Below are 13,951 nucleotides of genomic sequence, written 5' to 3'. Positions count from 1 at the left end.
TGTAATAAATACTTAATTAATATCCAATATTTTCTGGGCCATAAATTCCGGAGTTAAATTCTTTGAAATTGGAAAATCTCTCTTTGCTAATTGGTTCTTAGCTTTTTCTATTGCTTCCTTAATAGAACCTTCTTCATTTTCACATAAAATAAACCTTTTGAACGATTGTAAATATTCTTTTAACTCTTCTTTGTATTCGCTATCCAATATAACAACAATAGGCTTTTGATAGCCTGTACTATAGTATAATTTACCAGGTATTTGTGTCCCTCTCTTATTACAAATACAAATCAAAATATTTGACTCCTTCTCCATTTTGACCGCCTGCTGATAGGATAGCATTCCATGAATATATACATTATTTATACTTGGCAGCGATAAATCAGTTGCACCACATATATTCAAATTAAAGTCCGCCGTCTTACCCGCATTATACAATGGCACTATGTTCCTAACAGAAGAATCATAAGCACCAAAATATCCAACTGTGATTCTTGAACTTACTCTCTCCACTTTTTCTAAACCTTTTTGCTCATATGATTCATTAATATATACTTGATTAGCGTAATCCATTTTATATGCTAGCTCTGGGTATGTTTTTTTTTGAATCTTTAATGTTAATGGAGAGGCATAAACAATTTTATCAGCTAAAGATAGCAATCTCTTTTCCTTATGTTTAACTAATACATCTCTCCAGTCACTTTCACGAGTAATATCATTGTACATTGGGTCCCCCCAATATTGAATGTATTTACCTTTAAACAATTTGTTCTCTTTAATAATCTTTTCAACTATTAAATGTGAGGATTTAGGGTCCGAAGCTGATATTATGAAATCGTATTTTGAATAATCAATGTTAACATTTGATACACCTTTAACATTTATCTTCTGAGCATCAAAAATAGAAGTATGTTCATAAATTTTTTTTAAAAATTTTCTTACATTTTTTTTTATTAATTTAAGAATATTAACCTTAGCAGTATTTTCTATTTGTGTCATACTCATTGATTTTTTAGACATTAAGGCTGAATACTTTTTATCAATATCAATATAATATGCATCCTTAATAACATCCTTAATATCATTTATCGAATCATCAAAACTGAAAGAATTTGGATCTGGCCTTAAAGTCAGAATATCAACTTCATGACCTATAGATGATAAGCCTTTTATAATACCCTTATTTTGTATTGTGGCAGATGTATTATTTTCAAAACTAACCATTGAAACAAACAAAATTTTCATTAGAACACTCCTATAAAAATTTAAGTGAGATATAGATGACCGCTAAGGATATACCCATTAATCCAACAAAGAATACAGATATCTTTCTATTTATTTTGCTAGATAAAATATAACCATCAACCCCCACAGCAACCAAAAAAGGATAGTAAATAAGTATATGCCTAAATGTAAATGTAGTAGCAATTATCGCCAGAAACCATATTAAGAAGGATAACGATAACCAATCAATTTTAAATATCCTTTTTATAATAAAAGGAATAGCGAATATTTGTAGTACAACACCTAAATAAACTAATAACATGGTTATATCAAACAAAACCTTATTCGGTTCTTTGAATAAATCAAAAAAATTCGGGAAAGGTGTTATAAAAGCATAAAACCCACGTAATATTATTCCAAAAGGTACTAGTGGCTGTGTAAACACGATCCTACTTAATCCGTCACCGGCATTTGTTTGTACATAACTACCATAAATTTCTGTAAACTTCTTTAATCCGATTAATTCTGTAAAATCACTAAGAATGACAAACGGAATGATTGCTAGGAGATAAAAATGCAGGTTGATTTTTAATCGTACAGCCAATATAAAGATAATTAATACACCTGAAAAAACTAAAGAATTTGTCCGGGTATAAAACGTTATAAAAATTATAAATGAAAGAAAAATTATATAGATTAACTTTTTTAAGATTAAATTTCGACTTATTAGTTGATCAAATAAAATTACTATCAGCATTATTTGAAGTAAATTGAAAGTGTCTCTGAAAACATGGGCATTAATAAATTGTATATTTGGTGTCAATGCGAATATAATAATGCTTAGCTTTATTTTTCTAAAAGAAAAGTCAGCGTATTTTTTCAGTAAAAATTCTAACAACATACAAATCCAGATTAAATAATATACATTTAGAATTCTAGGAAGAAAAGTACTATACTCACCAAAGATGTTAGAAAATCTTATCAATATAGACATATATACAGCAAAAAAAGGTGAGTTGTGAAACTGACCAATTATCCCGGATTCTAATACTTTATGGGGATTAACTAGATTTGCATCATATACATCAATGCCCCACTTTTCAAAATTCAAATCATCTGACCCACCAATATAATACGGAGAACCATAATATATCTGGTTTGCATAGTAAATTAAAAATACAAAAGAAATAGAAACTAAATATATTAAAAGATATATGTTTGCACTTCGTTCAAATTTTCTATTAATAAAAATTATAGTAAAAGTAGCAAATAATATTTGAGCTACAAATACCGAAAATGAAAAAGTGAAAATCGAAGTGATAATAATAAGAAGGAAAAATGTTACTATAAATATAAATTTATTTGATGATAAAATATTTATTTTATTTTCATTCAATGCATTCTTATTCATATGGTTTTTTTCCATTTTTAAATTCCTAAAAATTTATTTAATTGGCTTTTAAAATACTGGTTGTCTGAAATCGTTTTTTCAAAAAATTTTTTTCTACCATTATCAAAACTTTCAATATCAAAACTTTTGATATACATTTTTATTTTTTCTTCAACATTGTTAAATGAACTTATTACCAAACCAAGATTATACTCTTTAATTTGCTCAGCTAAGTATGTTCCTTCAAAAGCTAAGAGTGGTTTACCATAAAGAATGGCATTATACAATCGATTAGGGAGCGCAGTTTTGTTATTAATTCCATCATTAAATCTTAGTACATTAATCAAATCGCTTTTTTTATATAAATAAGCTTCATCTTCTTTATTAAATCTTCCTGTTAATAAAACGTTTTTTATTTCATTCTTTTTTAAATGTTCCTCAATATCTTTATTAATGTCTCCTTCTCCATGATAAAACATATTAATATTTTCATCGTTTCTTAAGACATTTATAAAGTCAAAATTAATGTTATAATCCCTTATTGCCCCAATAAAGGATACATTAATTTTATTTAGGTTGGATTTAAGTTTAGCCTCCATTAAATCCTCTATACAATCTATAACTGTATTATGATTGACTATATATTTATTACTCATCGGTAACCAATCCTTATACCCTGGAGAAGAAATAACAGTAAAATTAGAGTTATCAACTATTTTTTTTATCCCAAAAAAGTTTATTATTTGATTGTGATCACGGATATCCAGAATATAATTCCCCTTATATTCTTGAATTAAAAATCTTTTTAAAAAATATGACAATTGGATGCCAAATACAATTACTTTATCATATTTTTTTGTCTTTAATACTTTAATTAAAAATTGTTTATACTTAAAATAATCTAAATAGTTTCTCTGATGTCCTATTTTAGAATCTTTATACTTTAGGGTATCATTCTCATCTTCGATATTAAATCTGTCCCAATTAATGATTTCATATGCAACATTATTGGACTCAATTATTTTTAAGTAATTATTTACATATGGCATATAGAGCAAATTGGAAGGACAAATAAGAGCAATTTTAGCAATTTTCATTACATGCTCTTCCTCCAAACAACGCTATTCACATAATCCGTATAGGATAATATTATCCTTAATACTTTTTCAGATACATTAGGCATACTATAGTCATTTACAACTCTTAAGGTATTCTTTTCTTGTAACTCTAAAATCTCCAATCCCTGCAAAACTCTTTCTTTTTTTAAGCCCACCATCATCACAGATGCTTCTTCCATAGCCTCTGGTCTCTCATGAGCTTGTCTTATGTTAAGGGCTTTAAATCCAAGAATCGAAGATTCTTCACTAATTGTCCCACTATCACTAAGAACTGCTTTAGCCTTAATTTGAAGTTTAACATAATCATTAAAACCCAAGGGTTTCATGATTTTCACCAGAGGGTTAAATTCTATTCCCTTTATGTCAATCATTTTTTTAGTTCTAGGATGTGTACTAACAATAACAGGCTTTTTATATTTTCTTGCAATTTCATTTAAACTTCCAACCAGGTCCATAAAATTAACTTCTGAATTTATATTTTCCTCTCTATGTGCCGATATTACAAAATAGTTTTCTTCTTCAAGATTCAATCTTTCCAATATATCCGATGATTCGATGTCCATTTTTCGAGAGTTAAGAACCTCAAACATTGGGCTTCCAGTTTTAATTATCCTATCCGCGGGTAGTCCTTCTCTTAACAAATATTCTCTTGCTATATCGCTATAAGTTAAATTGATATCCGCAGTATGATCCACTATCTTTCTATTTGTTTCTTCCGGAACTCTTTGGTCAAAACATCTGTTACCAGCTTCCATATGAAAAATCGGTATTCGTTTCCTTTTGGCTGCAATCGCACATAAGCAGCTATTTGTATCTCCGAGAACTAAAAGAGCCTCTGGTTTAACTGCCTCCAAAACAGGGTCAATTTTAACCAAAATATTCCCTATTGTTTCTACTGCAGTTCCCGTAGCCGCCTCTAGAAAATAATCAGGTTTCTTCAAATTAAAGTCTTTAAAAAACACTTCATTCAATTCATAATCATAATTTTGACCAGTATGAACTAATATATGGTCAATAGCGTTTGATTCCTCTAATTTATTCAGAACAGCTGAAAGCCTTATTATTTCAGGCCTCGTACCCACAACTGTCATGACTTTTAATTTTTTCATTGCTAAACCTCCAAGTAGTATGTGTCTGGTCTATTAGGATCAAAAAATTCATTAACCCACATTATCGTTACCATATCTGTTTTACCTAGATTTTCAATATTATGAGTGTAACCAGGTGGTATATCTACTACTTCTAATTTGTCTCCACTAACAAAATATTTGATGATGTCTTCCGATCCAATTTTCCTAAAACGAATAACTCCTTTTCCACTCACAACAAGAAACTTCTCATTTTTCGTATGATGCCAATGGTTTCCTTTTGTTATACCCGGTTTAGATATGTTAACAGACACTTGGCCTCTTTCGGGAGTCTTGATAAACTCGGTGAATGAGCCTCTTGAATCTACGTTCATTTTAAGTTCATAACTGAATTTATTCTCGGGAAGATAACTCAAATACGTACTATATAATTTCTTTGTGAACTCTTCAGACATATCAGGAATTGACCGTTCGTTACGACTATTTTTAAATGAGTATAGTAAGTCAACTATCTTCTGTAGTGTTATGTTGTGCATCATTGGAATCTCACAAATATGACCAACCAAGTTTTCATTTCCGTTCATTGCATTGATAAGTTCTTCAACCAAATCGTCAATGTAAACTAAATTCATAGCAACACTCGGATCATTTACTTTGATAGGTAACTCATTAGCAATATTATGACAGAATGTAGCGACTACGCTGTTATAATTCGGTTTACACCATTTACCAAATACATTAGGGAAACGGTAAACTAATACCTTTGCTCCTGTTTCTTTACTGTAATCGAATAACAAATCTTCACCGGCCTTCTTACTAATACCATAAGAATTGTCCAGCATTGCTTGGGTAGATGAAGAAATCATTACAGGACAGGTGTTTTTATGTTTTTTCAAAGTTTCTAACAACTTAAAAGTAAAACCATAGTTACCTTCCATAAATTCAGATAGGTGTTCAGGACGATTTACCCCAGCAAGATGGAATACAAAGTCAGCATTCTTACAATATTCATTAAGCAAAGATTGATCTGTATCCTTCACATACTCATAGATTTCCGAATAGTTGCGGTTTTTTAATTCCGATACCAAATTCTTACCAATGAAGCCATTTGCACCAGTAACTAATATTTTCATACTCGATTCCATCTTTTCAACTCTTCTTGGACATAATCTAACATTAGAAGTTTATCCTTAATTTGGTCGATATTTAACCTCTGTGTATTATGAGAATTGTATTCTTCCTGAACTGATAATTTCTGATCGCCTTCCACAAAGTACTTATCATAGTTTAGATCTCTCTTATCAGCAGGAACCCTATAAAAACCACCCATATCTTCTGCAACTACATGTTCCTCTCTAGTAAGTAACGTTTCATATAATTTTTCACCGTGCCGTGTACCAATAACTGTTATTTCATTTTGAACATTAAATAATTCCTTAATCGCTTGCGCTAAATCGCCAATTGTTGAGGCTGGTGCTTTTTGAACCATAATATCCCCTGCCGCGGCATTTTCAAATGCAAAGACTACTAGTTCTACTGCTTCTTCAAGACTCATTAAAAATCTTGTCATGTTTGGGTCTGTTACTGTTAGAGGTTTACCACTTTTCAGTTGTTCAATAAATAGTGGAATTACAGAACCTCTAGAAGCCATTACATTCCCATAACGAGTTCCACAAATAAGAGTTTTGTTTGAATCAACCGTATTTGACTTTGCGACAAAAACTTTTTCCATCATGGCTTTAGATATTCCCATAGCATTAATTGGGTAAGCTGCTTTATCTGTGGAAAGACAAATTACTTTTTTAACTCCTGTTTCGACAGCACCAGTTAGAACATTATCTGTTCCTATTACATTGGTTTTCACAGCCTCTAAAGGGAAAAATTCACATGAAGGAACTTGTTTTAAGGCAGCTGCGTGAAAAATGTAATCAACTCCATGCATGGCATTTTTCACACTTGCCAAATCACGTACATCCCCTAAATAAAATTTAAGTTTGTCATTCCTATATTGTTTTCTCATATCATCTTGTTTTTTTTCATCACGAGAAAATATTCTTATTTCCTTAATATCAGTATCTAGAAATCTTTTCATAACTGCATGTCCAAAAGAACCGGTACCTCCAGTTATTAACAAAGTTTGATCCTTAAACATAATTATTATTAGACCTCTTTCTTATTTAAAATGACTCATTATTATTTCATATGAGTGTTTAGACGTATAGTTATTTTCTAAAAATCTTCTTGCGTTTACACCCATTTGCTCTCTTAGGTTACTATTACACAATTTATCAATATGACTATTAAACATTTCAAGATTTCCACTTTCACACCAAAGGCCAAAATTGGCTCCCTCTATTATCTGCCCAATATCAGTGCTAATATCTGTTGCTGCCAACACTGGCATCGATGCCTGCAAATAAGAAAGCAGCCTCGAAGGGAAGTTTGGAATTGTAAATCTTTTATCTAGAAATATTAACCCTACATCACAAGAGTTAGCTAGTAAATCATAATCATCTTTTGGTAAGTGTGGGAACAACCGTGCATTTTTGGGATTTTCGTTCTCAAAAAAATTTTTGAGTTTATAATATTCCGTTCCTGACCCAGCTATAATAAAAAACATATTTTCATTTCTCTCATTAGCTCGCAAACATTCAATTAAAAAATCAAGGCCCTGAGGTTGACCCAAATTCCCTCCATATATCAATACTGTTTTATTTATTGGTATTTCATATTTGATTTTTATCTCAGCAATCCTATTTTCATCTTTTTCTATTATTAAAGGCTCTATACTATTTGGACATACCTCAACATTTTCACGAGATAATTCAGGATTATTATTTAATAAAAAATCTACGTTTGCTTGTGACATACATCCAATATAATCAGAAATATGATAAAGCTTTTTTTCCTTGTTTCTAAAATAAAAATATAAAAGGCCTTTTATCCCTGTCTTTTTCAACATGCCTAGATCGACTGCATTTTGTGGGAATATATCTTTTAACAATAAATAAGTTTTTGCATTGTCTCTTTTTTTTATAAATTCAACTGCTTTTTGTAAGGTTATTGGCGGTGTAGAATAAATAACTAAATCAAATTTAATGTCTGAAAAATACTTTTTTATTCCTTTTAGAAACTTGGATTCCAATGTGAGGGTTGAAACACCTTTTTCTATCAAATTAGTCTTCTGTGTATTACCAATTTGTAGTTTAAGTATCTTATAACTCCCTTTATCTATTAACTTTGTTGGTCTATCCTTCCACTTTTCAGTTGGAGAAATAATATATACATTATGATTTTCACTTACAAACTCTCGCATTAAATCGGTGTATATACCTTTTTCTTCTATGGTCGAAAAGTCTGAAAGTGATAAAAAAAGTATATTCATTACATTGATTGCTCCTTACATCATACTTGAGTTGTGTATAAATCTAGTCCAATATTCAACACAAATTACTTAAAAATTTTATTCTTGTGCTATATTTATATATGATACTTAATAGGCTTTGCAGGGCCACCTACAGCTGTACAGTTAGCAGGTAAATCTTTTACCACCACTGATCCTGCACCAATGATAGTATTTTCCCCAATGGTTATACCTTGTATAATTGCCGATCCAGTTCCCACACTTACACATTCCTTAGTTTCTACATAACCAGATACATTTACACTTGGAAGTATGGTTGTATAGTCACCAATTACAGCGTCATGACCTATAGTACTATCTATATTAATAATTACATGTTTGCCAATTTGAATGTCTACGGTTAGTATAGTCCCCGGACATATAATACTACCTTCTCCAAAAATTACACTATTTGAGTAAATTACACTTGGATGGATTAAAACGGGATATTTATTCTTACTCCCTATCATTCGGTTAATAACATCCTTTTTAATTAATGGATCTCCAATTGCATTTACTACATGCAGTTCTTGGCCTCTTAACCACTCGATATCTCCAACAACAGGGTATCCAAATATTTCTGTTCCATGTATATTGTCATTATCATCGACAAATCCAAAAATATTCCATTCATGTTTAACTTTATTAATTTCTTCAATAAGCCAAGCAACTTCTCTTCCAAACCCACCCGCACCGATAATTACTATGTCTTTCATTCAGTTATTCCTCCTTAATCTTATTACCCTCAAAATACTCCATTGTTGCAGCTGTTTCTGAATTTATTCCCTCTCTCACCAAAACCTTTTTGAAAGTTAAAAGAATAATCTTCAAATCTCCAAGAAAACTAACATTGTCTACGTATTCTATATCAAAATTAAATTTTTCTTCCCAGCTTAATGCATTTCTGCCACTTACTTGGGCTAATCCAGATAAACCTGGTCTAACTTCATGACGTCGCTTTTGACGTGGATTATATAAAGGTAAATATTGTGCCAAGAGAGGTCTTGGTCCAATAATCGACATATCACCTAAAAGGATATTAAATAGTTCAGGGAGTTCATCCAGTGAAGAAGAACGTAAAAACTTCCCAAACGTAGTTAATCGTATACTATCTGGAAGCAATTCTCCATTTAAACCTCTCTCATCGGTCATAGTTCTAAATTTATACATTGTAAAAACCTTCTCATTATACCCAGGTCTTTTTTGTTTAAATAGGACCGGACTTCCAAGTTTAATCCTTACCAAAATGGCAATAATTAGAATTAGGGGGCTGAGACAAATAATTGCAAATAAAGATAGTATCAAATCTAGAGGTCTTTTAAATATTCTTTTATAAGGATTTATCACTTCGACCACAATCCTTTAATAACTTCTACGACTCTAAAAAGATCATCATCTGTCATCTTTGTATCTGACGGTAAGCAAATACCGTTTTCAAACAATCTTTCAGATACATCTATTCCTATAAAATCATATTTTTTAAAGAATGGTTGCAAATGCATAGGCTTCCATACTGGTCTTGATTCTATATTTTCTTTTTCAAGAGCATCCATAACATCAATCGGTCTTACACGGCCACTTAAAGTCAAGCTACTTAACCAATAATTTGGTTCATTCCATTCGTTACTAGGCATGAAATTTACCCCTTCAAGTTCACCCAGCTCTTTTTTATAAAACTCAAATATATAATTCTTCTTTTTCACTCTTTTATCTAATACTTTAAGTTGACCTCTTCCAATACCAGCAACAACATTACTCATTCGATAGTTAAATCCTAATTCACTATGTTGATAATGCCTCGCTTGATCCCTGGATTGCGTAGACCAGAATTTCACTTTTGAAATTCTTTCTTCATCATTAGAGACTAGCATTCCACCACTAGATGTAGTTATTATCTTATTGCCATTAAAAGAAAAAATTCCATACTCTCCGAAAGTCCCAGTATGTTTACCTTTATAATAAGTCCCTAAGGATTCTGCTGCATCCTCAATCAATATTACTTTATGTCTTTTACAAAGCTCCATTATCTTATCCATATCTGCAGAAAGCCCATATAAATGAACAACAAGAACTGCTTTAACATTCGGATACTTCTCAAAGGCTTTCTCCAGCGCTTTAGGGCACATATTCCAAGTCTCGTAATCACTATCTATAAAGACAGGAATAGCATTTTGATAAATGATAGGATTGGCAGTCGCTGAGAATGTCAGTGTAGGACAAAACACTATATCGCCTTCAACGACCCCAGCTGCTCTTAAAGCCATGTGAATTGCTGCTGTCCCTGAGGATAATGCTGCAGCATCTTTAGAGCCAACTTTAGTTGCCAGTTCATTTTCAAACTGATTCACATTTTCACCCAAAGGTGCTATCCAATTTGTATCAAAAGCATCCTTAACATATTGCATTTCATAACCTTCGTCACTCATGTGAGGCGAAGAGAGAAATATTCTATCTCCCATAATTAATATCTTCCTTCCATCAATCTATATTTTTCTATCTGTTGTTTTTTATTAACAGAACTTTTTGGATAAATCCGTTCTAGAATAACTCTACTAACTGACCAAGGACATCAAAATAACAGCCCTTGCCCATATAAATATAGACAGGGGCTTACTATTTAGTAATTTTTCTTATTTGATACCGGTTATCTTGAAGGTGTGGTCATTTCGCTACCAAAAAAAACCTATTCTCTCTCCGGTTAGCCAAATTAATTACAAAGTCCTTTAGTTGCTTAGAATCGAAGTTTTCAAATCTTTCAAGAAGATAATTGACTTCCTCTTCCTGCTCAAGTACAGCTTTGCCAATAAAGATTTTAGGGAAAATTGGTTCTGGATAAATTTCTCTTTCATTCAGCAACTCTTCAAACATTTTCTCCCCGGGTCTTAATCCTGAATAGTTAATCCCTATCTCTTCTATTGTATATCCCGAGAGTCTAATCAGGTTTTTCGCAAGGTCAGTAATTTTCACAGGCTCGCCCATATCAAGGACAAATATCTCTCCACCTCGAGCAAGTGTACCTGCTTGAATTACCAATCGAGATGCTTCAGGAATCGTCATAAAGTACCTTGTCATATCAGGATGAGTGACTGTAACAGGTCCACCTGCTTGAATTTGCTTTTTAAATAGCGGTATTACACTGCCTCGACTGCCAAGAACATTACCAAATCTAACTGCGACAAATTTTGTTTGGCTATTCTGGTCTAATCTTTGGATTATCATTTCTGCAATTCTCTTTGTTGACCCCATTATGTTCGTAGGATTTACGGCTTTGTCAGAGGAAATTAATACAAAGGTTTCTACCCTAAACTTATCGGCTGCCTCTGCAACATTTTTTGTTCCAAAAACATTGTTTTTTACTGCTTCACGTGGATTATATTCCATTAACGGAACGTGTTTATGAGCGGCTGCATGGTAAACAACATTAGGTTTATGTTCTTCCATAATCTCAAACATTCTATTTCGGTCCTGAACATCACCGATTAACGGAATGATTTCAATCACTTGCCCAAATTGGTTACGAAGTTCCATATCAATTGTGTAAATACTATTTTCTCCATGACCTACGAGAACAATTTTTTGAGGGAAAAACTGTGAAACTTGTCTGCAAATTTCTGAACCTATAGATCCGCCAGCTCCAGTGACTAGCACTATTTTCCCAGTGACTTTCTCTGATATACTACTCAAGTCCAACTCTACTGGTTCCCGTCCCAATAAGTCTTCTACTTGAACATCACGAATTTGACTTACAGAAACTCTACCAGTAACGAGATCTTCTATCATTGGAAGAATTTTGGTCTTGGCTTGGGTTTTTGCACATTCTTCATATATCCTTTTAAGTTCTTGTTTTTGAAGAGAAGGTATCGCAATTACTATATTTTCTATATTTAGCTCTTCTGCCAAAAGAGGAATATCTTTAATTTTCCCTTGAACTTCTATTCCGTAGATTTGTAGCCTGTACTTTTTAGGATGATCATCCACAAACGCAATGGGATATAAATCAGCATCCGGATTCCTTAATAGTTGCCTAGCAACCATTGTCCCTGCTGATCCAGCACCTACGATTAACGTCCGTTTCATATTTGGACTTGGAGAAATAAATCTATCTCGAAAGACTCGCCACGAAAAACGTGTGCCACCAATGAGTATTACATGTAGCATCCATGTAATCCCCATCACTCTAAAATAAATATCCTGAACTAAAACTAACTGGACAACTCCCGCTAAAGAGACCGACAATGTTACCGCTTTAACAATTGCTGTTAGTTCCCCGACACTTGCATACTCCCATGCTTTTTGATAAAGATGATAAATCATCGCTGAAATTTGATGACTTAATAACAATGCAATAGAACTAATCCATAGCAGAGGCAATGTAAAGATATTCATAGATGGATTTAAAATGAAAAAACCTAAGAAGATTGAAGATAACACTACTATTGAATCTAATAAAATTATCATAGGAACACGTTTTTTATAACTCAACTGTTATCCCCTCATTTTTCGTTTTTTAAAATAGAATACATTTTAATTTTACCTGACATTTGTTTACGAATACCTTTCACTTCTAGGTAATCTCATAATCATTAAAATGAAATATTATAATGTTCACATAAAAAGGCCCTAATTAGAGCCTTTCTTTGTTTGATCCAAATAATAACGGAAAAACACAACTCCTACTCCAGCCATAAATCCAAGTACCAAGGATGTTACTATATTCCTAGCTTTCTTTGGCGAAATCGGTTCTAATGGCAATTCAGGTCCTGAAACAACAGTTAGTTCATTTTCGACATTAAATAATTGCGAGACACTCCTCGCTTTTTCATATTTAGCATTGTACTCATTAAAAAGGGTAGTAAGAGTGTTGACTTGGTTGTTTAACTTTTGAAATTCTACTTGTTTATTCTTGTCAAGGCTTTGAAGTTCATCTAAATACTTTTCATCCACATCTAATAAATATTGTTTCTGCCCAGATATCAATGCATCAAGTAAAACAATCGTAGGTAAATCCTCATCTACTCGGGCAGCATTATATCGTTTCAGTACCTCTTCTAATTTTTCTTTCTCTTCATTAGTTTGCTCTTTATATTGTTCTGCTGTTATTAATAGACGCTTTGAAATAGATTCACCAATAAACTCATTTGCCTCTTTAATTATAGCTTCCAGTGTTTTTTTAATTATTTTCGGATCATTACCTTGTAAAGTTATAATAAGTATTTTTGAATCTTTTTCAGTTTCAACTGTTAATTTCTCTTTCAGAGTTTTAACATCCCACTCATTATCTAAACTGTGATTATCAATGACCCTATTTAACAAATGCTGGGATGTTATTCTTTCACTATATACTTGAGGAGAAATAACTTCATTAAGATATGCTGATATTTCATCCCCTTCCTCTATCTGCAAATTGTTTACTAAAATAGTCGCTTTTGTTTCATAGGTTGGTTTTATAACCAAGTAACTTAATGTTGTTGCCAATAAAACAAAAATTATCATAATAGCTATAATTAGCTTTTTACCTTTGATAATAACTTCTATTAAATCACGTAACTTAATTTCTTCTTGCATTCCTTTATCCCCTTAATAAATTAAATTCAAAAATCTGTATAAATTTTAACATCAATCGACATTTTCTTCTATAAAATATTAAAATAAGATTAAATAATTCTTACATTATGTTACGTTTAGATATTTAATTGCCAAAAAATTTAAAAATACAGTCTAATTTTAC

12 protein-coding genes are annotated in these 13,951 nt (G+C 31.8%); all 12 read right to left on the bottom strand.

Annotation, left to right across the window (positions count from 1 at the left end; translation table 11 throughout):
• Positions 1–12: 12 nt before the first annotated feature.
• The 12 genes from B5X77_RS07250 to B5X77_RS07195 all read right to left on the bottom strand — a co-directional run bounded on the left by B5X77_RS07250 (position 13) and on the right by B5X77_RS07195 (position 13,788).
• Positions 13–1,245, bottom strand: coding sequence for a hypothetical protein (locus B5X77_RS07250; RefSeq protein WP_079506608.1), 1,233 nt, complete (start codon positions 1,243–1,245; stop codon positions 13–15).
• Between the two features lie 10 nt (positions 1,246–1,255).
• Positions 1,256–2,650 (bottom strand): hypothetical protein, encoded by a 1,395-nt coding sequence (locus tag B5X77_RS07245; protein WP_079506606.1) that lies wholly within the window; start codon positions 2,648–2,650, stop codon positions 1,256–1,258.
• Positions 2,651–2,652: 2 nt separating this feature from the next.
• A complete protein-coding gene (locus tag B5X77_RS07240; protein WP_079506604.1) occupies positions 2,653–3,711 on the bottom strand; it encodes a glycosyltransferase family protein in 1,059 nt (352 codons plus the stop codon).
• Positions 3,711–4,841, bottom strand: coding sequence for a non-hydrolyzing UDP-N-acetylglucosamine 2-epimerase (wecB, locus tag B5X77_RS07235; RefSeq protein WP_079506602.1), 1,131 nt, complete (start codon positions 4,839–4,841; stop codon positions 3,711–3,713). The genes B5X77_RS07240 and wecB overlap by 1 nt, the downstream gene beginning before the upstream one ends.
• 2 nt (positions 4,842–4,843) lie before the next feature.
• A complete protein-coding gene (locus B5X77_RS07230) occupies positions 4,844–5,953 on the bottom strand; it encodes a capsular polysaccharide biosynthesis protein CapF (RefSeq protein WP_079507622.1) in 1,110 nt (369 codons plus the stop codon).
• On the bottom strand, positions 5,950–6,972 hold the full coding sequence (locus tag B5X77_RS07225; RefSeq protein WP_079506600.1) for a polysaccharide biosynthesis protein: 1,023 nt from the start codon (positions 6,970–6,972) through the stop codon (positions 5,950–5,952). Before B5X77_RS07225 ends, B5X77_RS07230 begins: the two co-directional genes overlap by 4 nt.
• 21 nt (positions 6,973–6,993) lie before the next feature.
• Positions 6,994–8,205 (bottom strand): glycosyltransferase family 4 protein, encoded by a 1,212-nt coding sequence (locus B5X77_RS07220; protein WP_079506598.1) that lies wholly within the window; start codon positions 8,203–8,205, stop codon positions 6,994–6,996.
• 95 nt (positions 8,206–8,300) lie between these two features.
• Positions 8,301–8,939 (bottom strand): acetyltransferase, encoded by a 639-nt coding sequence (locus B5X77_RS07215; RefSeq protein ID WP_079506596.1) that lies wholly within the window; start codon positions 8,937–8,939, stop codon positions 8,301–8,303.
• 4 nt (positions 8,940–8,943) lie between these two features.
• A complete protein-coding gene (locus B5X77_RS07210; protein ID WP_079506594.1) occupies positions 8,944–9,582 on the bottom strand; it encodes a sugar transferase in 639 nt (212 codons plus the stop codon).
• The gene (locus B5X77_RS07205; RefSeq protein ID WP_079506592.1) at positions 9,567–10,682 is read right to left on the bottom strand and encodes a DegT/DnrJ/EryC1/StrS family aminotransferase; all 1,116 of its coding nucleotides are present in this window, start codon (positions 10,680–10,682) and stop codon (positions 9,567–9,569) included. The genes B5X77_RS07210 and B5X77_RS07205 overlap by 16 nt, the downstream gene beginning before the upstream one ends.
• Positions 10,683–10,884: 202 nt before the next feature.
• A complete protein-coding gene (locus tag B5X77_RS07200) occupies positions 10,885–12,705 on the bottom strand; it encodes a polysaccharide biosynthesis protein (protein WP_079506590.1) in 1,821 nt (606 codons plus the stop codon).
• A 138-nt stretch (positions 12,706–12,843) separates the two neighbouring features.
• Positions 12,844–13,788: a Wzz/FepE/Etk N-terminal domain-containing protein gene (locus tag B5X77_RS07195; RefSeq protein ID WP_079506588.1), complete on the bottom strand. Its 945-nt coding sequence runs from the start codon at positions 13,786–13,788 to the stop codon at positions 12,844–12,846.
• Positions 13,789–13,951: the final 163 nt, after the last annotated feature.

Source organism: Mesobacillus jeotgali (assembly GCF_900166585.1).
In the GTDB taxonomy this organism is placed as follows: domain Bacteria; phylum Bacillota; class Bacilli; order Bacillales; family Cytobacillaceae; genus Mesobacillus; species Mesobacillus jeotgali_A.
Note: the sequence above shows the minus strand (reverse complement) of the source record. Positions and strands in the feature narration are given on the sequence as shown.